Raw genomic sequence first — 23906 nt, 5'->3', positions numbered from 1 at the left:
GATGTGGGCCGTTGCCCGACGACCGAGGTGGATCGCGCTGCTGTTGCTGGCGCTCGTGCTGGCGGCGGTGTTCGCCGGGCTGGGCAAGTGGCAGCTCGAGCGGTCGATCGCCAACGGCAAACCCCTGCCGGCGACCACCGAGACCCGCCGCACGCTCGAGGCGGTCACCACTCCCGAGCGGCCCGTCAGCGAGAGTCTCGCCGGGCAGAAGGTCACCGTCACCGGGACCTTCGTCGCCGACGACACCACCGTCCTGACCGGCCGCACCGGGGGTGGCGAGTACCAGACCGTCGGCCACCTGGTGGACTCGGACGGTGGGGCGAGCCTCCCGGTCGTCATCGGGTGGTCCGACCAGCGGTCGGCCGCCGTCGCCGGGGGCGAGCGCCTGGCGGACGGTCAGACGCTCACGATCCAGGGTCGCTACTACCCGGCGGAGTCGCCCGACCAGGACGCCTACAAGGAGGGCGAGTACTCTGCAGTCGCCCCCGCCCGGTTCGTGAACACCTGGCAGGCCTTCGACGACCGCATGTACCTCGGGTACGTCGTCGCCGACGGCACCACCGCGAAGGCCGCCGACCTCGGCACCATCGCCGACCGTGCACCGTCGCGCGAGGTCCAGTTCGACTGGCTCAACCTGTTCTACGCGATCGAGTGGGTCGTCTTCGCCGGCTTCGCCGTCTTCCTCTGGTACCGCTTCGTGAAGGACGCCTGGGAGCGCGAGCAGGAAGAGGAGCGCGAGGCAGCGCCCGCCACCGAAGCCGACGTGCTGCAACGGTAGGATTGCCGGCATGGCCCTGACCGTCCGAACCCGTGACATCCCCAAGATCCCGGGGGCGGTGAAGTGGTACCGCGTCTCGGCGTACATCACCGGTGTGCTGCTGCTCGCCCTGGTGGTCGAGGTCATCATCAAGTACACGCCGCTGCAGCTCGAGATGCAGCTCGGCAACGGCCCGTTCTTCGTGCCCAACGGCACGGCGGGCGAGACCCCGGGCACGTTCAACCTGTCGATCGCGATCCTCATCGCCCACGGCTGGCTGTACGTGCTCTACCTCTTCACGGACTTCCGTCTGTGGAGCATCATGCGCTGGAGGCCGTCGCGCTTCCTGCTCATCGCCCTCGGGGGCATCATCCCGTTCATGTCCTTCGTGGTCGAACACCGCATGCAGCAGCGGGCCATGGACACCTACCACGAGCTGATCGCTGCCCAGCAGCGTGAGAAGGAGGCCGCTCGGTGAGCGAGACCGAACAGCGTCCCGTCCTCGTCGTCGACTTCGGGGCCCAGTACGCGCAGCTCATCGCGCGTCGGGTCCGTGAAGCGAACGTCTACAGCGAGATCGTGCCGCACTCCATCACCGCGGACGAGATCCGCGCCAAGGACCCGGCGGCCATCGTGCTGTCCGGTGGTCCGTCGTCCGTGTACGAAGCAGGCGCGCCGTCCCTCGACGGTGACATCCTCGACCTCGGCGTCCCCGTGCTCGGCATCTGCTACGGCTTCCAGGCCATGGCGACCGCCCTCGGTGGCGAGGTCGCGAACACCGGTCTGCGCGAGTACGGCGCCACCGACGTGACGCTCGCCCCCGGCACCAGCACCCTGCTCGGCGACCAGCCGGTGGACCAGGTGACGTGGATGTCGCACGGCGACTCCGTGGCCAAGGCACCGGCCGGGTTCGAGGTGCTCGCCTCGAGCGCGTCGACGCCCGTGGCGGCGTTCGCATCCGACGAGCGCAAGCTCTACGGCGTGCAGTGGCACCCCGAGGTCAAGCACTCCGTGTACGGCCAGGCCGTGCTCGAGAACTTCCTGCACCGTGCCGCGGGCCTGCCCGGCGACTGGAACTCCAGCAACGTCATCGAGGAGCAGGTCGCCCGCATCCGCGAGCAGGTCGGCTCCGCACGGGTCATCGCCGGGCTCTCCGGGGGTGTCGACTCCGCCGTCGCCGCAGCCCTGGTGCACAAGGCCGTCGGCGACCAGCTCACCTGCGTCTTCGTCGACCACGGGCTCCTGCGTGCCGACGAGCGCAAGCAGGTGGAAGAGGACTACGTCGCCTCCACCGGTGTCCGGCTCATCACGATCGACGCCGAGCAGCAGTTCCTCGACGCCCTCGCCGGCGTGAGCGACCCCGAGCAGAAGCGCAAGATCATCGGGCGCGAGTTCATCCGCACGTTCGAGGGCGCGGCCGAGGCGCTCGTGCTCGAGGCCAAGGCATCCGACTCCGATGCCGAGGTCAAGTTCCTCGTGCAGGGCACCCTCTACCCCGACGTCGTCGAGTCCGGCGGCGGAGCAGGCACCGCGAACATCAAGTCGCACCACAACGTCGGCGGCCTGCCCGAGGACATGACGTTCGAGCTCGTCGAGCCGCTGCGCACCCTGTTCAAGGACGAGGTCCGTGCGGTCGGTCGCGAGCTCGGGCTGCCCGAGGTCATCGTCGGGCGCCAGCCGTTCCCCGGCCCGGGCCTGGGCATCCGCATCGTCGGCGAGGTCACGAAGGAGCGGCTCGAACTGCTCCGCGCGGCCGACAAGATCGCCCGCGAAGAGCTCACCGCGGCCGGCCTCGACCAGGAGATCTGGCAGTGCCCGGTCGTGCTGCTCGCCGACGTCCGTTCCGTGGGCGTGCAGGGCGACGGCCGGACCTACGGACACCCGATCGTGCTCCGTCCGGTCTCGTCGGAGGACGCCATGACCGCCGACTGGACTCGTCTGCCGTACGACACCCTCGCGAAGATCTCGAACCGCATCACGAACGAGGTGCCCGACGTCAACCGGGTCGTGCTCGACGTCACGTCGAAGCCGCCGGGAACGATCGAGTGGGAGTAGGGCTCCCCTGAGCAACGGAAGGCCCGGTACGCGTCATGCGTGCCGGGCCTTCGTGCGTGCGGGGGTGGCGCTGCCGGGCGCAGTGCGGTCCTGGTGTCCGTCGAGGGGTCACAACACCCCGCGGGTCCGGTGCCGAGTGGTCACGATGTGTCGGCTGGCCCCGGCCTGGGCGACACATCGTGACCACTCGGCGGGCGGTCGACGGGGTGTTGCGACCACTGGGACCGACGCCGGCACCACCCCCGCCACCGCCCCCGCTGTCGCCGACCACCGGCCAGGGAACGACGAAGGGCCCCGGCAGTGCCGGGGCCCTTCGCGTGTGCGGTGGTACTAGTTGCGCGAGCTGCTCGCGAGGATGGCGAGGATGCGCAGGATCTCGAGGTACAGCCAGACGATCGTGACGATCAGGCCGAACGCCGCGGTCCAGGCGTAGATGCGGGGAGCACCACGACGGACGCCGGTCTGGATCTGGTCGAAGTCGAGGATCAGCGAGTACGCCGCCATGACCACGACGAGGATGCCGATGATCACGCCGAGCGGGATGCCGAAGATCGTGATCCCGAGGGCACCGAACGCGGTGTCCGTGACGCCGGTCCACATCAGGACCAGGTTGATGAGCGAGAACACCATGTACCCGACCATCGCGACGAGGAAGAAGCGCGTGGCCTTCGGTGTGGCGCGGACCTTGCCCGATGCGAACAGCGCGAGCGTCACGGCGAAGACACCGAGCGTCCCGAACACCGCCTGAGTGACGATGCCACCCCACATCGAGTTGTACGCGCCGGAGATGCCACCCACGAACAGACCCTGGACGAACGAGTACGTCAGGATCAGGCCCGGTGACGGCTTCTTCTTGAAGGTGTTCACGAGGCCGAGCACGAGGCCGACGACCGCCGCGACGATCCACACGACCGGCGGCAGGTTCCAACCGGCCACCGCGCCGACGACGAGTACGCCGAACGCGAGCAGCGTCTTGACGATGGTGTCTTCGTACGACATGCGGTCGGTGTCCACCGGGGACGCGGTCGGGCGGTCGTACATGTACTGCAGCTGCTCGGGGGTCATGCCGCCCTGGGCCTGCTGCGGGGTCTGTCCCCAGCCGGCCTGCTGCTGACCAGCACCGCGCCCGCCCCAGGTGTTTGCCCCCTGTGCGTTGAAGGCGGGGGACTGGTCGAAACCGGGCTTGAAGGCCATGGTGTCCTCTTCCTAGGAGATTCGAGTCCTCTCAGCCTAGGGGCGCTCGGTCGCGGAAGGCTGAGGATTCGCGGCGAGCGGACGCGGGCCCAGCGGGCCCCGTCGAGGGAAGCCTAGGGTCGCCCGCTGCACGCGCGCCCCGAGGACGTCGAGAGTCCGCCGTCGAGCCAGCCGAGTCCGCCCGTCCGGACGACAGCGCCGGGTAGAGCCAGGTGACGAGCGCGACCGAGATCGTCATGAGCAGGAACCACGCCACGACCTTCGTCGGCGCCACCGGCTGCCACACCGCGAGCTGCGCCGCGTAGCTCCACGCCCCGGCCCAGGTCGCGACGTTCTCGGCCGCCCAGATGAACACCGCGACGAGGGCCATCGCCACGAGGACGGGCATCCGCAGCGTCGCCCGGTGGATCCGCACGTGCATGGTCGTGCGGGCGAAGAGCAGCAGCACGAGCGCGAGCAGCACGTACCGGGCGTCGGCGACGAAGTGGTGGCCGAAGAAGTTCAGGTAGATCCCGCCCGCCACGACCGCCAGCAGCCACTGCCGCGGGTACCGGTCGAACCGCAGGTCGAACAGCCGGTAGACCCGCACCATGTACGACCCGACCGCGCCGTACATGAACCCCGAGAACAGCGGCACCCCGGCGACGACGAACAGCCCGCCCGGCTCGTAGGTCCACGAGCCCATGTGGGTCTTGAACACCTCCATCGCGGTGCCGACGACGTGGAACAGCAGGACGACCCGGAGCTCACGCACGGTCTCGAGCCCGAACACGAGCATGCCGACCTGCAGCAGCACGGCCGCGATGGTCAGCACGTCGTTCCGCATCGCCGCCGGCACGGTCAGGTGCACCACGGCCATGGTCGCGAGCAGCATCGCCCCGAACGCGCACGCCCAGGCCTGCTTCGCGCCGAACACCAGGAACTCGGTGACGAACACCCGGACGGGCCGGTGCGGCTGGTGCCCGGCGTCGAGCAGACGGCGTGCAGCCCGGTCGATCCGGGCCTCGACGGCGGTGGAGAGCGAACGGACGGTCATGCGGTGATGCTCGGCGCAGTCGCTGGGAACGACGGCCGCCGGAGCGACGCGTGTGTCCCGCGACACAGGCGCCCCGCTGGTCACCCGCGGCAAGTAGGGTCGCGCCATGACCCTCGTGATCGCCCACCGCGGTGCGTCCGGCTACCGTCCCGAGCACTCGCGGAGCGCGTACGACCTCGCGATCGAGCTCGGCGCCGACGCGATCGAACCGGATCTGGTGCCCACGAAGGACGGCGTTCTGGTGCTCCGGCACGAGAACGAGGTCTCGGGCACCACGGACGTCGCCGACCACCCCGAGTTCCGGCACCTGCGCACGACGAAGACCGTCGACGGGCAGACCCTGACCGGCTGGTTCACCGAGGACTTCACGTGGTCCGAGCTGCAGACGCTCCGCACCCGCGAGCGCCTGCCGGTGCTGCGGCCGGGATCCGCCGAGCACGACGGTGCGCAGCCGATCCTGCGGCTCGTCGACCTGCTCGCGATCCTCGACGCGGCGCCCCGCCCGGTCGGGCTCGTCGCCGAGGTGAAGCACGCCGCGTACTTCGACCGCGCCGGGTTCCCGATGGGTGCACTCGTCGACGCCGCGCTCGGCGAGGCCGGGTGGCGGCAGGACGAGCGGCTCACGGTGGAGAGCTTCGAGAAGGGCGTGCTGCGGGACCTGCGCGAGCGGGGGACCGGTGGCCGGCTCGTGTACCTCCAGGAGGCCCGTGGCAGCGCCGCGGACGAGGTCGCGTCCCACGGGTCGCTCGCCCCCACCTACGCCGCCGAGCGCTCCGAGGACGCGCTCGCGTCGTTCGCGACCGAGTTCCACGGCATCAGCGTCGACCTCGGCACCCTGATGGCCGGCGTCGACAGCGTCGCGCTCGACGACCCGACGCCGGTGCGCAGCGCGATCGTCGACCGTGCCCACGCCGCCGGACTCGCGGTGTACACGTGGACCCTCCGGCCGGAGAACCGGTTCCTGCCGTCGCCGTTGCGTCGTGGTGGCGACGTCGCGGCCTTCGGCGACTGGGAGCGGTGGTTCACCTCCGTGATCCGCACCGGACTCGACGGGGTGTTCGCCGACCACCCCGACCTGGCGGTGCTCGCCCGGTCTGCTGTCGGGGGTCCCGCCTAGACTGTCCCGGACATGACGATCGTGCTCGACCCCTTCGAATCGACGCCCGAGCCGGGCGCCGGTGCCCGCGCGTACGAAGACCCGTTCACCGCGGGTCTGAACCCCCAGCAGAAGGAAGCCGTCGAGTACCGCGGCGAGTCCCTGCTGATCGTTGCCGGCGCCGGTTCCGGCAAGACGAGCGTGCTCACCCGCCGCATCGCGCTGCTGCTCGCCAACCGCGAAGCCTGGCCGTCGCAGATCCTGGCGATCACGTTCACGAACAAGGCCGCCGCCGAGATGCGCGAGCGCGTCCGGGCCCTGGTCGGTGGCGAGGCCGAGGGGATGTGGATCTCCACGTTCCACTCGGCGTGCGTGCGCATCCTGCGGCGCGAAGCCGAACGGTTCGGGTTCCCGCAGTCCTTCACGATCTACGACTCCGCCGACTCCAAGGCGCTGTTGAAGCGGATCATCAAGGAGCTCGAGGCCGACTCCCTCGGGCTGACCGTCGGCGCCGCGGCGTCGAAGATCTCGAAGCTCAAGAACGAGCTGCAGGACATCGACACCTACGCGCGCAACATCAACGTGAACGACCCGCAAGAGGTCATGTTCACCGAGGTGTTCCGGCGCTACACGAACGAACTCCGCCGGGCGAACGCGTTCGACTTCGACGACCTCATCGGCCAGACGGTGTTCCTGTTCCGCGCCTTCCCGGACGTCGCCGCCCTGTACCAGCGCCGCTTCCGGTACATCCTGGTCGACGAGTACCAGGACACGAACCACGCCCAGTACGCCCTGATCCGCGAGCTCACCCGCCCGGTACCGGTCGAACAGGTGGACAAGCTCGAGGACTCCGGGCAGCACGTCGCCCGGATGCGCGAGACCGACGGCTCGATCGCCCCCGCGTCCCTGACGGTGGTCGGCGACTCCGACCAGTCGATCTACGCGTTCCGCGGGGCGGACATCCGCAACATCGTCGAGTTCGAGCGGGACTTCCCGAACTCCAAGACGATCCTGCTCGAGCAGAACTACCGCTCGACGCAGAACATCCTCGACGCGGCGAACGCCGTCATCGCGAACAACTTCGACCGCCAGGCGAAGAGCCTGTTCACCGACGTCGGCGCCGGCGAGAAGATCGTCGGCTTCACCGGGTACACCGGCCACGACGAGGCGCAGTTCGTCGCCGACGAGATCCAGCGCCTGCGGGAAGACGGCATGGACTACCGCGACATGGCGGTGTTCTACCGGACCAACTCGCAGACCCGTGCGCTGGAGGAGATCTTCATCCGTGCGGCGATCCCGTACCGGGTGCTCGGCGGCACGAAGTTCTACGAGCGCGCCGAGATCAAGGACGCCATGGCGTACCTGATCACCGTCGCGAACCCGGCCGACCCGATGGCCCTGCGCCGCATCCTCAACGTGCCCAAGCGCGGCATCGGCTCGGTCACCGAGACCACGCTGCAGCGCTACGCCGACGAGCACGAGACCACGATGCGCGACGCCCTGCGACACGCGGGCGAGCTCGGGTTCGGACCGAAGGTGCGGAACGCCATCACCGAGTTCGCGGCGCTGCTGGACTCCGTGTCCGAGAAGGCCCCGACGCAGCCGGTGGTCGACACCCTGACACAGCTGCTCGACGGCTCCGGGCTGCTCGACAACCTGCGGAAGTCGCCCGACGCGCAGGACGCGGCCCGTGCCGACAACATCGACGAGCTCGTGGCCGTGACGCGTGAGTTCCAGAAGAACAACCCCGAGGGCACGCTGTCGGACTTCCTGACCGAGGTCTCGCTGGTCGCCGCGGCGGACGAGCTCGACGACTCCTCGGGCACGGTCTCGCTGATGACGCTGCACACCGCGAAGGGTCTGGAGTACGACGCGGTGTTCCTGACCGGCGTCGAGGAAGACCTGCTCCCGCACCGGATGTCCGCCAACGAACCCGGCGGGCCGTCGGAAGAGCGACGGCTGTTCTACGTGGGCATCACCCGCGCCAAGAAGGTCCTGTTCCTGTCCCTCGCGATGACCCGTGCCCAGTTCGGTGACGTCAACGTGGCGATGCCCTCGCGCTTCCTGCAGGAGATCCCCGAGGGGCTCATCGAGTGGAAGCAGTCCCCGGGCATGGCGAACAGCCGCGGTGGCACGCAGCCCCGTGCCCTGAACGCCAAGCGCGACGGCGGCTTCGGCGGCGGCGGTGGCGGCTACCGCGGCGGTGGTGGTTGGGGTGGCGGCTCGTACGACCGCGCAGCGGCGGCCTCGAAGACCCGCCCGAAGACCGAGTGGGCGAACCGGGTGTCCGGGCAGGTGCGCGACAACGGCGACATGGAACTCGTCGCGGGCGACCGCATCAAGCACGTCGACTTCGGTGAAGGCACGGTGTCCGCGGTGACGGGGCAGGGTGCCAAGCGCATCGCGGAGATCGCGTTCGACTCCGCGGGCCGCAAGAAGCTCCTCATCAAGATCGCCCCGATCGAGAAGCTGTAGGAGCCCTCACCGGTCCACACCGAACCGGCAGCCGCAGCCGGTCTGGAGTTCACGGAACGGACCCGGGGCGTTCCCCCGCGATCCGTACGGTGCGGTGCTGTGCAGAACAGCCCTGACGACCGCGACGGCACCGACGACCACGCCGGAGAGCGCAGCAAGCGCATCCCGGTCTCCCGCCGGGGCTTCCTGGTCGGATCTGGGCTCGCCGGTGCCGCCGGTCTCGTGGCGTCGAACGGCCTCGGCAGCGCCCCGGCCGTCGCCGATGCACTGACCGCGGCACCCGCTGTGGCCCCGGGGACGCTCGGCGGACCGGCCGCGGCCGCTCGGGCTGCGGTGGTGCGCGGACACACCGGACGGTGGCGCCCGGACACGACCTCGCCGCGCTTCACCGTCGCGGTGATGCCGGACACGCAGTACATGTTCGACGGCGCCGCGGTCGACCCGGCGCCGATGCGGGCTTCGCTCGAGTACGTCGTCCGCGAGCAGGCCCGGCACAACACCGTGTTCCTCGTCCACCTCGGCGACCTGACCCAGAACGGTGCGGCGTCCGAGATGCGCGCGTCCGGTGCGGTCTTCGACGTGCTCGACCGAGCCGGGGCGCCCTACAGCGTGCTCGCCGGCAACCACGACGTCGATCCCTCGACCGACGACCAGCGCGGCCGGACCCCGTACCTCGACGTGTTCGGTCCGCAGCGGTTCCGGAAGGCCCCCGGCTGGATCGGCTCGAGCCCGGACGGGTACAACACCGCTCACCGGTTCACCGCGGCCGGCCGCGAGTGGGTCGTCCTGGCGCTCGACTGGCGGACGAGTGCGAGCGGGCTCGCCTGGGCCAGCTCCGTGCTCGCGGCCCGACCGCACGCTCCGGTGATCCTCACGACGCACGCCCTCGTCGACTCGGACGCCAGCGGCGGGGCGGCGTTCGACCCCTACGGGCAGCGGCTCTGGGACTCCTTCATCACGAAGCACGACCAGGTCTTCCTGACGCTCAACGGGCACTACTGGGGGCCGGGACGCACGACGGCGAAGAACGCCGTGGGGCACGACGTCGCGCTGCACCTGACCAACTACCAGAACCGCTACTACGGCGGGGCGGCCATGATCCGGCTGTACCACGTCGATGTCGAGCGGAACGTCATCGACGTCGAGACGCTGTCGCCCTTCCTGCTCGCCGGCGGACTCGGCGACGCGAACGAGCTCGCAGCACAGGAGACCGCGCTCAGCGGCGACGTCGACCGCTTCACCATGGCCGTGGACTTCGACGCGCGCTTCGCGGGGTTCGCGCCGGTCGCACCACGGGCCTCCCGGCCGGCGGCACGCATGCTGGTGCCGGGGACGTTGGCGTACTGGCGGTTCGACGGCAACCCGGACGGGGCGGCGCTCGCGCCGACGACGCTGGTGCGCGACCAGAGCGGGCGGGGGAACGACCTGGTGGTCGCCCGCCGGACCGGTGCCGTCGCGGGGGCGCTGCGCTGGACGGCGGCACACCATCCAGACCAGCCGGGTGCCGGCAGCCTCGCGCTGCAGGGCGGCAAGTCCGGCGGCGACCACCTGCAGACCATCGACACGGCTCCGCTCAACCGGACCCGGTTCCCCCACGGCTACACGGTCGAGGCGTTCTTCGCCCTGCCGACCACGTTCGACCCGAGCGCGAACGGGTTCAGTGCCCTGCTGTCGCAGTACTCGAGCGCCGGCCAGGTGGGGAAGGCGACCGGGCCCGATGGTGACCCGGACGAGCCCGCCGTGACGCTGAGCCTGTCGGGGGACCGCGAGCTGCAGTGGTGCGTGTACCCGACGAGCCAGGACGGATCGCTGACGAACTGGGGGCACGAGTTGCCGCTCGGCGCCTGGTGGCACGTTGCCGTGGTGAACGACGGGACGCACACCGTGCTGTACGTCGACGGATGTCCGGTCGTGCGGAACCCGTCCACGCCGAACCGCGGTCTGAGCACGATCGGCAAGCCGTGGTTGCTCGGTGGGTACCGCTACGGCGGACAGCTCGACCAGGTGTTCGTCGGGTCGATCGGCGACGTGCGCATCGTCGGCCGGGCCCTGCAGCTGAGCGAGTTCATGAACGCCTGACGCCCCGGCGGGCGGACGCCGACCCGCGCGGCGAATGGACGCCCGGCGCGTCCGGCAGACGGGCGTCTGACACGCCCGGCCTGCCAGAGCGCCCCTCGTTCGGGTGGCACGATCACGCTTTGTGAGGTTAGCCTTACCTAACGTGACACCTCCCATCGAACTCCTGAACACCGCCACCGCCGAGCGCTACCGCTCCGCCGTGACGTCCACGGTGGGCCGTCTGGCCGACCGCTTCGCCGCCGCCGACCGTCCGACGACCGACACCGCTCCCGAGGTCCTCCGGGCCCGGGTGCAGGACGTCGACCTCGACGCCGAACCCCTCGGGACGGACCGCGCACTCGCCGAACTCGACGAGCTGTTCGTCCGCGAGGCCGTCTGGTTCCACGACCCGGCGTACCTCGCGCACCTGAACTGCCCGGTCGCGCTGCCCGCGGTCGCCGCCGAGTCGGTCCTGGCCGCCGTGAACCCGTCGGTCGACACCTGGGACCAGTCCCGGATCGGCACCGAGATCGAGCGGCACGTCGTCTCCTGGCTCGCCGGTCGGATCGGGTTCGCCGCGGGGGACGGCATCTTCACCTCGGGCGGCTCGCAATCGAACCTGCAGGCCCTGCTGCTGGCGCGCGAGGCCCTCGGCGTCAGTGGCACCGTGTTCACGACCGCGGAGACCCACTTCAGCATCGCGAAGTCGGCGCGGCTGCTCGGGCTCGAGGCCGTGGTCGCCGTCGCCACCGACCACGCCGGCCGGATGGTGCCCGCCGCCCTCGCCGAGGCGATCGCCGCCGCCCGCGCAGCCGGGCAGACGCCGATGGCCGTCGTCGCCACCGCCGGCACCACCGACCGCGGGGTGATCGACCCGCTCGAGCCGATCGCGGACGTCTGTGACCTCGAGGGGGTCTGGCTGCACGTCGACGCCGCGTACGGCTGCGGTCTGCTCGTCTCCCCGACCCGCCGGCACCTGCTCGACGGCGCCGAACGGGCCCGGAGCGTGACCGCCGACCTGCACAAGGCGTTCTTCCAGCCGGTGTCGTCGAGCGCCCTGCTCGTCCAGCGCCCGGAGGACCTGCGCCGCACCGCCTGGTACGCCGACTACCTGAACCCCGAGGACGCCGCCGAGCCCAACCAGGTCGACAAGTCGCTGCAGACGACCCGTCGGTTCGACGCGCTGAAGCTCTGGGCCACCCTGCGGGCGACCGGCGCCGACGCGATCGGCGAAGCGTTCGACGCCGTCATCGACCTCGCCGCGGCCACCCACTGGATCGTCGAGGAGCACCCGGACCTGGTGCTCGTCGCGCCGACGCAGCTCAGCACGGTGCTGTTCCGCTGGCAGCCCGCCGGCATGACGGACGAGGCCGCCGACGCGCTGGTCGCCCCCATCCGCTCGGCCCTGCTCGCCGAGGGCCGGGTGCTGATCGCCAAGACGGTCATCGACGGTCGGCCGTGCAACAAGCTCACGCTGCTCAACCCCGAGACCACCCCGGAGCAGATGCGCGCGTCGCTGGAGCACGTCGTCGCGACGGCCGCCCGGGTGCGCGCCGTCACCGCCGCGACCGAGGGAGCGAACCGATGAACCGCGATGAGCAGCCGGTGCACGACGTCGTCGGCATCGGCATCGGCCCGTTCAACCTCGGCCTCGCCTGCCTGACCGACCCGATCGCCGACCTCGACGCGGTGTTCCTCGACGCGGCTGACGGCTTCGCCTGGCACCACGGCATGATGCTCGACGACGCCACGATCCAGGTGCCGTTCCTCGCCGACCTGGTGACGATGGCCGACCCGACCTCGCCGTTCTCGTTCCTCGCCTGGCTCAAGGAGACCGGGCGCCTGTACCCGTTCTACATCCGCGAGGACTTCCACCCCCTGCGCAGCGAGTACGACGCCTACTGCCGATGGGCCGCCGACCGGCTCGACACCCTGCGGTGGGGCCGCCGGGTGACCGCCGTCGAGCACGACCCGGTCACCGACACGTTCACGGTGCACGCCGAGACCGATCAGGGCCTCGAGACGTACCGCGCACGCCACGTCGTCGTGGGCATCGGCACCGAGCCGTCCGTCCCCGCCCCGCTGCGCGGGATCGGCGGGCCGGCGATCCACTCCGCTGCGTTCCTGCCGAACCGCGACGCCCTGCGCGACGCCGGGTCGATCGCCGTCGTCGGCAGCGGGCAGTCCGCCGCGGAGGTCTACCGGGAACTGCTCGAGGACATCCGGCAGGACGGATACCGCCTCGACTGGATCACGCGCTCGCCCCGGTTCTTCCCGATGGAGGACACCAAGCTCACCCTCGAGATGACGAGCCCCGAGTACACGGACCACTTCCACGGGCTGCCCGAGGCCGTCCGCGATCGCCTGGGGCGGGAACAGCGCGGCCTGTACAAGGGCATCAGCGCCGACCTGGTCGACGACCTGTACGACCAGCTCTACCGGATCAGTGCGCGCGGCCCGGTCCCGACGACGCTCCGGACCGAGACGAGCGTCGTCGACGCCGCCTGGCTCGCCGACCGCGGCACGTACCGGTTGACGCTGCGCCACGGGCAGCTCGACCAGACGTACGAGCACGAGGTCGAGCAGCTGGTGCTCGCCACCGGGTACACCCCACGGGTCCCGCGGTTCCTCGACCCGGTCGAGCACCTCGTCGCCCGCGACTCCCGGGGCCGCCTGGCGGTCGCCCGCGACCACCACGTCGACACCCTGGGCGGACGCATCTGGGTGCAGAACGCCGAGGAGCACACGCACGGCCTGACCGCGCCCGACCTCGGCATGGGGGCGTGGCGGAACGCGTCGATCATCCGGTCCGTCACGGGTCGCCCCGTGTACGGCCTGGAGGCCCGGATCGCCTTCCAGGAGTTCGGCCTGCCCGCCTCGGGGCAGTCGACAGCAGCGCCGTCCACCGCCCAGCCCGGCGCCGCGGAGCGGGCGCCAGCCCGGCTCGCGACCGAGCGTGCGGAGGTGTCCGCATGAGCACGACCGTGACCACCACCGCACCGGACGCGACCGTGCCTGGAGGAGCCGAGCCGGGCCTCCTGACCGTCGAACCCGTGGACCCGGAACGCGACGCCGCCGTCGTGCAGTCCTGGCTCGCCCACCCGGCGTCGTCCTGGTGGGAGATGGGTGACCTGGACGTGGACGGCGTCCGGGACTACCTGGCCGGCGTGCAGGCGGATCCGGCGCAGGCCGCGTGGCTCGGTCGTCGCGACGGCGACCCGTGCTTCCTGGCCGAGACCTACGACCCCGCCGCCGTCCTGCTCACCGACGTGTGGGCGGCCGAACCCGGCGACGTCGGCATGCACCTGCTCGTCGCTCCGGCACCCGCGGACCGTCGTGTGCACGGCCTCACGAGCGCGGTGATGCGCGCCGTCGTCGAGCACTGCCGGGACGCCCTCGGCGCGCGCCGGGTCGTCGTCGAACCGGACGTGCGGAACACCGCCGTGCAGGCGAAGAACGCCGAGGTCGGGTTCCGCGCCCTGCGACAGGTGGACGTCGCCGGCAAGCGGGCCCTGCTGTCGGTGCTCGACACCGACCGGATCGGCGTGCCGGACGACGACGGGCCGGCCGCACACCTGCGGCCCGAGCACCTGGAACCCGCCGAACGGCACCTCGTCGCGAAGGCGATCGCGGAGTTCACCCACGAACGGCTGATCGCACCCGTGCCGGACGAGGACGGGTGGCGGCTCGACGCGGGGGAGTCGACGTACCGGTTCCGGGCGCGGCAGCACCTGCTCGAGCACTGGTCGATGGACGAGGCCTCGTTGACGCGGAACCGTGCGGGGGTGCCGACGCCGCTCAGTGCGCAGGAGCTCGTGCTCGAACTGCGCGGGGTGCTCGGGATCCCCGACGAGTTGCTCGGCACGTACCTGGAGGAGATCGCGTCGACCCTGGCGAGCGCGGCGGCGAAGCACCGGCGGGGAGGCCCGTCCGCTGCACAGCTCGCGCGCGGGCGGTCCGGGGAATCCGTCGACGCCGCTGTCGCATCCTTCCAGGACGTCGAGTCCGCGATGACCGAGGGGCATCCGGCCTTCGTCGCCGCCAACGGTCGGATCGGGTTCGGGCTCGACGAGTACCGGGCGTTCGCGCCGGAGTCCGGCGGGCGGTTCCGGTACCGGTGGCTCGCCGCCCGACGCGAGCACACGCACCTGGCGCTCGCCGCGGACCGCACCGAGCAGGCGCACTGGGAGTCGGAGCTGTCGGCGGACGTCGTGGCCGGCTTCCGGGGCACGCTGGAGCGTCGCGGGCTCGACCCCGACGACTACGTGTGGCTGCCCGTGCACCCGTGGCAGTGGCAGCACCGGATCGCCGTGACCTTCGCGCCCGACCTGGGCCGACACGACCTGGTCGACCTGGGCGAGGGGCCGGACGAGTACCAGCCGCAGCAGTCGATCCGCACCGCGTTCAACCGCACCGACCCATCACGCTCGTACGTCAAGACGGCGCTCGCCGTGCAGAACATGGGGTTCCTGCGGGGGATGTCGCCCGCGTACATGCGGAACACCCCGGCTGTGAACGATTGGGTCGCGTCGATCGTCGCCGCCGACCCCACGCTCGCCGCCGCCGGGTTCTCGGTGCTCCGGGAGCACGCCGCCATCGGGTACACCGGCGACGCGTACCATCGGGTCGACGTGTCCTCGCCACAGCGCAAGATGCTCGCGGCGCTGTGGCGGGAGAGCCCTCTGCCGCGGGTGGCGGACGGCGAGCGACTGCTGACGATGGCGGCGCTGCTGCACCGGGACGCCTCGGGGAACGCCGTGGTCTCGGCGCTGATCGAGGCCTCTGGTCTGTCCGCCGACGTCTGGGTCCGGCGCTGGCTCCACGCGTACCTGCTGCCCGTCGTGCACTGCCTGACCGTGCACGACCTGGTGTTCATGCCGCACGGCGAGAACCTGGTGCTCGTCGTGCGCGACGGCGTCGTGGTCCGTGCCGTGATGAAGGACATCGGGGAAGAGGCGGCGGTCCTCAGTCGCCACGCCGACCACCCCGTCCCGGCCGACATCGACCGGATCGTGCACCCGGTGTCCGACGACGAAGCAGCGCTCGCCGTGTTCACCGACGTGTTCGACGGGGTGCTGCGGTTCGTCGCCGCGATCCTCGACGACGACGGGGGGCTGCCGGAGTCCCGCTTCTGGGAGGTCGTGGGGGAGTGCATCGACGCGCACGCCGCTGCACACCCGGAGCGCCGTCGACCGTTGGACCTGCGGGTACCGACGTTCGAGCACTCGTGCCTGAACCGGTTGCAGTTGCGGAACACCCTGTCGATGGTGGACCTGGCGGACCAGTCGGCGTCGCTCATCCGGGCGGGGGAGATGGTGAACCCGATCGGGCGGTAGGGGCGCGGGCGGCGCTCGGTGCGAGGTTGATCACTCCGTGCAGCGCAACGAGCGCGCGGAGTGGTCGATCTCGCACCAACGGAAGCCGCGCCGACTACGGCTGCAGGCGGGTGGCCGTCCAGACTGTCGGCGAATGCGTACTGCAGTCGTCGGTGCATCCGGTCACGGCTGCCGTGCCAGAACTCCACGATGTCGGGCTCGAGACGCCAGGCAACCCACCGTGCAGGTCGGGGGACGTCGTCGCCCGAGTCGTCGAGCAGGTCGTTCGCGTCGTCGATCAGGTCCTGCAGCGTCCGCGGTTCGAGCACGGCCGACTGATCGGCGATGGCCGTCGCGGCGCGTGACTTCGGGGAGCGGTCCGCGAACAGCGCATCGGACTCGTCGTCCGACAGCCGGACGACGCGCCCCTCGAACCGGAGCTGCTGCATCGTCTCGCGCCAGTACGCCTGCAATGCTGCGTGCGGGTTCTCGGCGAGCTGCCGGCCCTTCGGGCTGTCCTCCGACGTGCCGAAGACCAGCCCGTCCGCCTCGATGCGCTTCACGTCGACGGTGCGAGCGGACACGCGGCCGTCCGCCCCGGCCGTGGCGAGGGTCATCGACAACGGCTCGGAGACCTGTCGGTCCTGGGCCGCGGACAGCCAGTCGCGAGCGAGGTCGAGCGGAGACGCCGGCGGGCTGTCGAACTCGGGCAGGTGCAGGGAGTCGTCACCGGAGAGCGGGGCAGAGGACATGTACCCACCCAACCGTGCGCGGGGGTCCGGCGTTCAGGGAGTCGGCACCTGCACCGACACGAGCTCACCGTTGCCGAGGTGCACGATCGCGGAACCGACCTGGACGCGCTCGACGATGCTGCTCCGCGGCAGGCGCATGCCGAGCAGGTCGCCCTCGGTGATCGCCTGGGGGCTCAGCAGCGCTCCCGAGCGGTTGCGCTTCATGTCGACCTGCCAGCCGGTGAACCCGACGCCGAACTCGGCGGTCAGTCCGGCTGCGACGATCGCCTGACCGTTGTCGGCCGCACGCTTGACGAACCCCTGCAGCCAGCTCTTCGCCGGGGCGTCCTTGACGAGCTCGGCGTCGTCGATCACCAGGACGCGTCGACCGGGCTGCCCGTCGAACAGGGGAGCGAGGTCGTCCTCGGTCAGATCGGCACCTTCGTGCGCCGCCAGGACACCCGGTTCCGCGGCCAGCGCACGGAGCGGGGACTGCCGCGGGGTCACGAGCACGACCTCGCCACCCTCGCGCAGGACCGAACGGGTCATGGAGAGCAGGACGGCGCTGCGTCCGGACTTCGCGGGGCCACCGACGACGAACGAACCGGCAGCGGCCAGGTCGGGTCCGATCGCGGTGAGGTCGTCGCCGCCGATGCCGACCAGACCGAACAGGCCGGCGTCGTCGTCGCGCATCTCCCATGCCCGCTCGAACGGCACCGGGCCGGACAGCTGGTCGACGCGGAAGGGACGCCGGCTGCGTTCGACGGCCCGATCGCGTTCCGTCGCGAAGGTGGCGAGGGCCGTGATGGCGGCGGCCTGCGACTGCCCGGTGCCTGCTGCGGCGAGCAGCGCGATCTGTGTCTCCGTCGCGGACTCGGAGGCGAACGCTCGTCCGTCGGGGACCTGCTCCGGGAGCTTCCGCGGGTTGAGCGACGCCAGCCCGTAGTCGCCCCGGTCCGACAACCGGAGGACGAGCTTGTCCTCCACCAGGGTGGCCATCCGACTCGAGAGCAGCTGCCGGTCTCCGGTGACGACCAGGTGGATGCCGACGCTGGCACCTTCGCGGAGCAACGTCATCACCTGGTCGGTGGGAGCGCCGTGGTCGAGCTCGCCGAGTGAGCCGACGAAGCCCTCCCAGCGGTCGAGCATGAAGACGATGTGCGGCAGGCGTTCCGCTGGCACGACGGCCGCGGCACGCTGCTCGACGATGCTCGCAAAACCGCCGTCAGCCAGCACCTGCTGGCGCCGGGCGAGTTCCTGGGCCAGCTTGGTCAGCAGCCGCTGGGCTCGTTCGGTCTGGACACGCTGGACGACGGCTCCGGCGTGCGGGAGTGCCTGGATCGGCAGCAGCGCGCCGTTGCCGCAGTCGAGCGCGTACACGTGGACGTCCGCCGCCGAGGTGTTCCGGGCGATGGCTGCCGCGAGGGTCCGGAGCACCTGCGATCGGCCGCTGCGAGGTGCACCGACCACGTAGAGGTGTCCGTCGGAGTCGAGGTCGAGGCTGCGCACCCGCTGTGCCTGCTCACCCGGGAAGTCCTGCAGCGCGAACGGCAGCGGGCCGACCCGCGCGTCCGTCGTCGTACTGTCGTCGAGTTCCCACGCGCGGTCGTTGAGGTCGGTGAAGAGCAGCGTCTCCGGCAGGGCATCGAGCCAGGGACGGTACGGAGCCGGACCGCCCAGCTCCGCCGCGGCCTCGGTCACGGCGCCGACGAGCTCCTGCAGGTCGGTTCGTTCGTCGGTGTGCTGCACCTCGGACTTCGGTGGTGCGGGCGGTGCGGTACCGAGCGCCGACCACGAGACGGCACCGGCCCAGACCTGCTTGCGCTGGGTCGACTGTCCGGGGCGACGGCCACCGACGCGACCCGACTGGAACGGCAACAGCGCCCCGGCACCCAGTCGGATGTACCCGCGGCCGGGAGTGCTCTTCTGGATCTGGGCCGCGTCGCCGGCGTCGATCACGTCGGTGCTCTCGCTCGAGTCGGTGACCCGCAGCGCGATCCGCAGGTTCGTGTTCGCGCGGATGTCGTTCGAGACGACACCGGTCGGACGCTGCGTGGCGAGGATCAGGTGGATGCCGAGGGATCGGCCGCGCTGTGCGATGTTCACCAGGCCGGTCACGAAGTCGGGCAGCTCCCGTACCAGACTGGCGAACTCGTCGATGACGATGAGCAGCCGTGGCATCGGCGGCAGCGGTTCACCACGACCGAGGCGGTCGAGGTAGTCCTCGATGTCCTTCGCTGCCGCATCGGCCAACAGGTGCTCGCGACGACGGAGCTCGGCGCCCAGGGACTCGAGCGCTCGCTCCACCAGGTGCGTGTCGAGGTCGGTCACCATCCCGACGGTGTGCGGCAGCGGCGCGAAGTCGCGGAAGGCAGCCCCGCCCTTGTAGTCGATGAGGACGAAGTTCATGCCCTCCGGGGTGTTCGTGGCCGCGAGCGACGCGACGATCGTCTGCAGGAGCTCGGACTTGCCCGAACCCGTCGTGCCGGCGACGAGGCCGTGGGGGCCGTCCTTCCGCAGGTCGAACGCGAACGGTCCGTCGAGGCTCTCGCCCATGACGACCTCGGTGGTGCGTGGGCGCAGCGACCACTTCCCGGTGATCGCCCGGGCCGTCGGCGGTTCGAGCAGCATGACGTCGAGCAACCGCGACGACGTGGGCAGTCCGCCGGCGTCGCTCTCGTCGTCGGCGTCCACCATCGGCGCCACCGCCCGGGCGACCGTCTCGAACCAGCCGTCCGGGATCCGGTCGGGCCGCACGTCGGTGACCGTCGCCTGGCGCTGCGCGGCGACCCGGATGCGTTCCGGCCCGACGGTGACGACGACGGAGCACTCCTCGGGCAGCAGCCGTGCCTCTTCCTCGATGCAGATCGCCCGGACGCCGACCGCCGGCCCTTCCTTGAGGATGCGGATCAGGCCGGGCAGCGCTCGGAGCCGCCGGGCACCGTCGAGCACGACGACGATGTCCGGACCGGGGATCCCGCGCATGTTCGACTCACGCATCGCCCGCTGTCGCGCATCGATCAGCTGACCGACCTCCGCCACCCGGGCGCCGAGCGTCTCGGCGTCGTTGCCGATCGCGATCACGGCGTCCTGCCCGAAGCCCGGTCGAGCCTGCGGGATCCACCGCAACCACGCCCACTCATCGGCCGACCGGGCGTCCGTCAGCACGACGAACTGCGTGTCACGCGGGCTCTGGAGCACCGCGAGCTGCGCCACGAACCACGACGTCAGGTGCCGCGTGTGCTCGTCTCGGCCTGCGACGCCGACGACCCCCTGCACGCCGAGGTCGACGATCACCGGCACGTCCTCCGCCAGCTTGTCGACCGCGCGACGGTGCTCGAGCGCCGACGGGTCCTCGAGCACGACGCCGGACGGCACGTCCGCGGTTCCGACGCGGAGCGTCAGGTAGTCAGGATCGGTCCGGCGGCGCTCCCACAGGCGGGCGCGACGCCGCAACGCGACGTCGAGCACGGTTGCGGGGTCGGGTGCGCTCGTCCGCAGCTCGCGCTGGTACCGGACCACTGCCTCCAGGGCGTCCGCCTCGACCGCCTTCTTGGTCTCTTCGTACTCGGCGACGCGCTGCTTGTGGGTCTTCTTGCCGTTCCGACGGTCCCACCAGGCGTTGCCGAACATGATGATCGGCGACATGAGACCGAACGCGAGGTACGCGACGTTGTGGAAGATCGAGATCATCACGGCAGCCATGCCGAGCGGCGCGAGCGCCGCGATGATCGGGATGGAGCGTCGTGATTGCTGCGCCGGCACGGCCGGCAGCTTGAACACGGACGGGTGGTCCTCGGGCAGGAGCCGCGGCGGCCGCGTGTAGTCGAGGGAGCCGCCGCCGGCGGTCAGGGTGATCGCCGCTCGGTCGGCGTCCGGCACAGCGACCGACAGCAGGGTGTCGCCGATCGTGACGATGCTGCCCGGTTCGACCGGGGTCTCGTCGTCGACCTCGGTGCGGTCCACCAGCACCGTGGAGCCCTCGGTCGGGGTGATCGTGAACCGACGGTTGAGGTCGAGCCGCAGGATCGCGGCGTACTCCGGGGCGGTGCGGTCCGGCAAGGGCACCGTCGCGTCAGGCGCGGAACCGACGTGGGCGATGCCCGCGTCGAGCACCACCACAGTGCCGGCACCCGGTCCGCCGACGATGCGGACGCTCGGCAGATCACCGGGCAGCGGCAGCACCGGAGCCTGTGCCCCGAACGTCAGCCGAGCACCTTCGAGCAGCACACCATCGCCGATGCGCGCGTGCGGGGTGGTCGGGACGGAGTCGACCGCGACGTCGACGATCGACGTGGCCCCTTGCCCGAGCCGCTTGGCGACGACCTCGACGATCTCGCCGAGCAGGGTGTCCTCGTCGCACTCCACCACGAAGTCGGCGGAGGCGCTCGACGGAAGGTGACTCGCGGTGAACGTCAGGCGCACGTGGGGCGCCCCGCACCGGAGATCGTGGTCGTCGTGGTCGCAACGCGGTGGTCGGACGAGGCCCCCCGCAGCGTCGTGCTGCCGCTCATGGGTCGATTCTCGCAGGTTCCTGCGACGCGCAGGCCGGGTTGCGCCTGGCTTGTGGACGAGCAGTTCTCCAAGTGACGGATCATCTTCGGCGGGCTGGGGCCGACAGCGCTCTGCTCGCTGATCGGCGGAGTCGTCGTGCTCTTCCCTGGCGCTCGCGGAGCCGCATTCGCATGGGCATACTCCGCGGCGCTCTCCGCGATCATGGCGTGGCCGACCATCGCGCTCGCCACCTGGCACCGCCGGGTCGCGACGATCCGGATCGCCGATGATTCGGTCGAGTTCCGAGGAATCGTCCGGAGACGGTTCCTCCCGCGGGACGAGGGCCTGCGCTGCCTTCGGTCGGCGTTCGACAACTGGCCCGCCAACGAGGTCCTCTTCATCGTCCACGGCGGAAGCCGGAGGCGTCGGATCAGGATCGACTCCTGGAACTGGACCACGCCGAGGATCCGCGAGATCAGTGGGATACTGCGTGCTCGGACACGATTGCCGAGCAAGGCGAAAAAGATCGAGCAACTGGTGCCGGGTGCTACCCGCTACTGGGAGCGGTCGCCTGTGAAGCTGTTCACCCTCGTCATGGCCTGATGTTCCTTGGCGCTCATCGGGGTCATCGTGGTGTTCGGGGTCATCTTCCCGATGGGGTGACACCAACCCGCGCAGCAAGCGGGAACATCCGTCCCGGACGGCTCGTCAGCGTCTGCTCCGCGTTTGATCGGATGCCCGCACATGCCGGCTGCCGATGCTGACATCGACCACCAGCGCGAACGCCCACACGATGTACCGGACGATCGCGAGCACGATCATCGTGTCGCAGGCGAATGCGACCCAGCGGCGTCCGGACGTGTGGGCGTCCTCGGTGGTGCGATCGTTGTCCTCAACGTCCCTCGGAGTCCGGGGTGAGCACCAGTGCGGATCCGCTCGTCGGGAGGCGGCGGCAGGTCGACGAGCCTGCGAACCTCGACCCGACCGGAGCGGACCTGCCGACGTGTGCGTGTTCTCGAGGACGATCTCAGAGGACGCGGACACGGAGTCTGGAGAGCAGACGACCTATCGGTGCCTCCATGATCTCCGCGTCCCGCGGTTCGACATCCACCTTGATCTGCACGAGCACCTGCTCGAACGGGAAGCTCCCGACCCAACCGTGGGGAGCGTGTTCTCGCAAGATCGTGGCACGCAGACCCAATGAGCCCGTCGGCGACCGCCAGGGCTCTGGTTCAGCGATGGTGACCTGCTTCAAGGACGGCATGGCAAGTTGCCGGAGTGCACCTCGGTGATCGGTCTCCGATTCGCGCCAGTGGAGTCGTACAGGCAAGAACGAGCCGGGAAGGGCGGCGCGCAGGACGAAAGCACTTTCGTCCGGACCCGTCATCACTGCAGCTGCCGCGAGAGAAGCCTGGATGGGGAACTGCTCGGGGTCCTGACGCAGGACCCGCTTGGGGAGCACCGACCGCGCGGCCCGTGCTGACCACTTCTCGATCGCTCGGTCGGACGCCTGCTGCAGATCGTTCGGTACAACGATCCATTCGTCTTCGGCGTCCTGCGAACCGATGCTGATCAACTTGATCCTTCTTCGTTCGTGCCGTTGCGTGGGTTCTTGCCCGACTCTCGGACGGCCTTGACGACGAGGTCGACGGTGAACGCGACCCCGAAGACGACGGCCGCGGCTGACCCGTCCGTGAGGACGCCGAAGCTCGCGGAGACGATGCTGAGTCCGGGCGCGATCAGCAGCGCGTCGACGGCGACGGCCAAGCGACTCGGTGCGGGGACGAGGGTGAAGTCGAGCGCGACCACGATCGCGACGTGGCCGGCGATGATGGTGCAGGCCGCTCGGAGGAACTCCCGACGCGTTGGTCGGCCGCCGAAGAGCAGCATGATGAAGCAACAGAGTCCGGTGGTACCGCAGACGAAGGCGAGGACGATGGAAGCGGGCCACCGTTGAACGTCGTCGCGGAGTGCCATCCACGCCGCCACAACCATCCAACTGACGGCAGCGACGATCCAGAACCACCGCAGTCGTGCTCGGTCTGACATCGGTCGCTCGCTCAGCGCCGAGAAACGGTCGACGGACACCGGCGCTCAGACCGTCTCAAGGGATCGGACGAGCTGCTCGACGTCGGGCTGCAGCGGCACGAGCCACTCCGGGGGGAGGTCGACGCGGACCTGCACCGACAGGCCCCCACGCTCGAACGCCGCGACGTGACCGACGACCTCGTCACTGCGATGGAGTCCGGCTCGCCAACCTTCGATGCCCGGAACGATGACCACCGGCGAAGCACCGCCGACCTCGACGTCGCGGCTGTCCCCGGGCCCGACGAGGCGCTGGAGCTGCGCTGTCAGGTCCGGCTCGGCCGGTTCCCACCGGACGCGGACCACGAGGACCTCCGCCGGGAGCGCTGCCCGATGGATGAAGTACTGCTCGTTCGGTCGGGTCGCCTGTGCCACCGCACCGAAGAGCGTCTGGAGGAACATCTGCTTCGGATGCGGGCTGAAGGCCCTCCGCGGCAGGACCTCCCGCGCCGCGGGTTGCGCCCACTTCACGATCTTCTTGACAGGGGCATCGCCGAGGTCGCTCGGCACCGGCAGCCACACCCCGTCGACTCCCTGGGCCACGATCTTCAATTCAGTCGCCCCTACCTTGTTCGATTCGCTTCCGGAGGTCGCGGGTCAGAGCGACACC

15 protein-coding genes and 1 pseudogene are annotated in these 23906 nt (G+C 70.5%); 9 read left to right on the top strand and 7 right to left on the bottom strand.

What is annotated here, in order from left to right; translation table 11 throughout:
* The first annotated feature begins 1 nt into the window (after nt 1).
* Genes OE229_RS01175 through guaA form a run of 3 tightly spaced genes read left to right on the top strand, consistent with a single transcriptional unit; the run spans nt 2 to nt 2812 of the window.
* Nucleotides 2-778 carry an SURF1 family cytochrome oxidase biogenesis protein gene (locus OE229_RS01175; RefSeq protein WP_262139376.1) on the top strand — a complete coding sequence of 259 codons (777 nt, stop codon included), beginning with the start codon at nt 2-4 and terminating at the stop codon, nt 776-778.
* Between the two features lie 10 nt (nt 779-788).
* Nucleotides 789-1235 (top strand): DUF3817 domain-containing protein, encoded by a 447-nt coding sequence (locus OE229_RS01170; protein WP_017885467.1) that lies wholly within the window; start codon nt 789-791, stop codon nt 1233-1235.
* On the top strand, nt 1232-2812 hold the full coding sequence (gene guaA / locus OE229_RS01165; protein WP_262139374.1) for a glutamine-hydrolyzing GMP synthase: 1581 nt from the start codon (nt 1232-1234) through the stop codon (nt 2810-2812). The genes OE229_RS01170 and guaA overlap by 4 nt, the downstream gene beginning before the upstream one ends.
* Before the next feature lie 330 nt (nt 2813-3142).
* On the opposite strand, the gene OE229_RS01160 is transcribed toward guaA, so the two are convergent.
* The gene (locus OE229_RS01160; RefSeq protein ID WP_259477123.1) at nt 3143-4006 is read right to left on the bottom strand and encodes a Bax inhibitor-1/YccA family protein; all 864 of its coding nucleotides are present in this window, start codon (nt 4004-4006) and stop codon (nt 3143-3145) included.
* A 31-nt stretch (nt 4007-4037) separates the two neighbouring features.
* Nucleotides 4038-5042: a DUF817 domain-containing protein gene (locus OE229_RS01155; protein ID WP_262139373.1), complete on the bottom strand. Its 1005-nt coding sequence runs from the start codon at nt 5040-5042 to the stop codon at nt 4038-4040.
* Nucleotides 5043-5148: 106 nt separating this feature from the next.
* Between OE229_RS01155 and OE229_RS01150 the strand changes: the two genes are divergently transcribed.
* The 6 genes from OE229_RS01150 to OE229_RS01125 all read left to right on the top strand — a co-directional run bounded on the left by OE229_RS01150 (nt 5149) and on the right by OE229_RS01125 (nt 16007).
* On the top strand, nt 5149-6159 hold the full coding sequence (locus OE229_RS01150) for a glycerophosphodiester phosphodiesterase family protein (protein WP_262127110.1): 1011 nt from the start codon (nt 5149-5151) through the stop codon (nt 6157-6159).
* A gap of 12 nt (nt 6160-6171) precedes the next feature.
* Nucleotides 6172-8613 (top strand): ATP-dependent helicase, encoded by a 2442-nt coding sequence (locus tag OE229_RS01145; RefSeq protein ID WP_111090924.1) that lies wholly within the window; start codon nt 6172-6174, stop codon nt 8611-8613.
* Nucleotides 8614-8712: 99 nt separating this feature from the next.
* The gene (locus OE229_RS01140) at nt 8713-10692 is read left to right on the top strand and encodes a LamG-like jellyroll fold domain-containing protein (protein WP_263344898.1); all 1980 of its coding nucleotides are present in this window, start codon (nt 8713-8715) and stop codon (nt 10690-10692) included.
* Between the two features lie 142 nt (nt 10693-10834).
* Nucleotides 10835-12259 (top strand): pyridoxal phosphate-dependent decarboxylase family protein, encoded by a 1425-nt coding sequence (locus OE229_RS01135; RefSeq protein ID WP_262139369.1) that lies wholly within the window; start codon nt 10835-10837, stop codon nt 12257-12259.
* Nucleotides 12256-13647 carry a lysine N(6)-hydroxylase/L-ornithine N(5)-oxygenase family protein gene (locus OE229_RS01130; protein ID WP_262139368.1) on the top strand — a complete coding sequence of 464 codons (1392 nt, stop codon included), beginning with the start codon at nt 12256-12258 and terminating at the stop codon, nt 13645-13647. Before OE229_RS01135 ends, OE229_RS01130 begins: the two co-directional genes overlap by 4 nt.
* A complete protein-coding gene (locus OE229_RS01125; protein ID WP_262139367.1) occupies nt 13644-16007 on the top strand; it encodes a GNAT family N-acetyltransferase in 2364 nt (787 codons plus the stop codon). Before OE229_RS01130 ends, OE229_RS01125 begins: the two co-directional genes overlap by 4 nt.
* 173 nt (nt 16008-16180) lie before the next feature.
* On the opposite strand, the pseudogene OE229_RS01120 reads toward OE229_RS01125, so the two are convergent.
* The 5 genes and pseudogenes from OE229_RS01120 to OE229_RS01100 all read right to left on the bottom strand — a co-directional run.
* Nucleotides 16181-16738, bottom strand: a pseudogene (locus OE229_RS01120) (pyridoxal 5'-phosphate synthase); the annotation flags it as partial.
* A 33-nt stretch (nt 16739-16771) separates the two neighbouring features.
* Complete coding sequence (locus OE229_RS01115) at nt 16772-21142, bottom strand: FtsK/SpoIIIE domain-containing protein (protein ID WP_262139364.1); 4371 nt, start codon at nt 21140-21142, stop codon at nt 16772-16774.
* A 1096-nt stretch (nt 21143-22238) separates the two neighbouring features.
* The gene (locus OE229_RS01110; RefSeq protein WP_262139360.1) at nt 22239-22787 is read right to left on the bottom strand and encodes a hypothetical protein; all 549 of its coding nucleotides are present in this window, start codon (nt 22785-22787) and stop codon (nt 22239-22241) included.
* Nucleotides 22784-23260, bottom strand: coding sequence for a hypothetical protein (locus OE229_RS01105; RefSeq protein WP_262139358.1), 477 nt, complete (start codon nt 23258-23260; stop codon nt 22784-22786). Before OE229_RS01105 ends, OE229_RS01110 begins: the two co-directional genes overlap by 4 nt.
* A 45-nt stretch (nt 23261-23305) precedes the next feature.
* On the bottom strand, nt 23306-23848 hold the full coding sequence (locus OE229_RS01100) for a hypothetical protein (protein ID WP_262139356.1): 543 nt from the start codon (nt 23846-23848) through the stop codon (nt 23306-23308).
* Nucleotides 23849-23906: the final 58 nt, after the last annotated feature.

The organism is Curtobacterium poinsettiae (assembly GCF_025677645.1).
GTDB classification, from domain to species: domain Bacteria; phylum Actinomycetota; class Actinomycetes; order Actinomycetales; family Microbacteriaceae; genus Curtobacterium; species Curtobacterium poinsettiae_A.
The sequence above is the reverse complement of the archived record's forward strand: the minus strand, read 5'-3'. Positions and strand labels throughout refer to the sequence as shown.

Bases quoted from the DNA above. Each gene is read 5' to 3' on its own strand.
- OE229_RS01145 (WP_111090924.1), top strand. From the start codon at position 6,172: ATGACGATCGTGCTCGACCCCTTCGAATCGACGCCCGAGCCGGGCGCC.
- OE229_RS01105 (WP_262139358.1), bottom strand. From the start codon at position 23,260: ATGTCAGACCGAGCACGACTGCGGTGGTTCTGGATCGTCGCTGCCGTC.
- OE229_RS01150 (WP_262127110.1), top strand. From the start codon at position 5,149: ATGACCCTCGTGATCGCCCACCGCGGTGCGTCCGGCTACCGTCCCGAG.
- OE229_RS01125 (WP_262139367.1), top strand. From the start codon at position 13,644: ATGAGCACGACCGTGACCACCACCGCACCGGACGCGACCGTGCCTGGA.
- OE229_RS01175 (WP_262139376.1), top strand. From the start codon at position 2: ATGTGGGCCGTTGCCCGACGACCGAGGTGGATCGCGCTGCTGTTGCTG.
- OE229_RS01155 (WP_262139373.1), bottom strand. From the start codon at position 5,042: ATGACCGTCCGTTCGCTCTCCACCGCCGTCGAGGCCCGGATCGACCGG.
- OE229_RS01170 (WP_017885467.1), top strand. From the start codon at position 789: ATGGCCCTGACCGTCCGAACCCGTGACATCCCCAAGATCCCGGGGGCG.
- OE229_RS01160 (WP_259477123.1), bottom strand. From the start codon at position 4,006: ATGGCCTTCAAGCCCGGTTTCGACCAGTCCCCCGCCTTCAACGCACAG.
- OE229_RS01130 (WP_262139368.1), top strand. From the start codon at position 12,256: ATGAACCGCGATGAGCAGCCGGTGCACGACGTCGTCGGCATCGGCATC.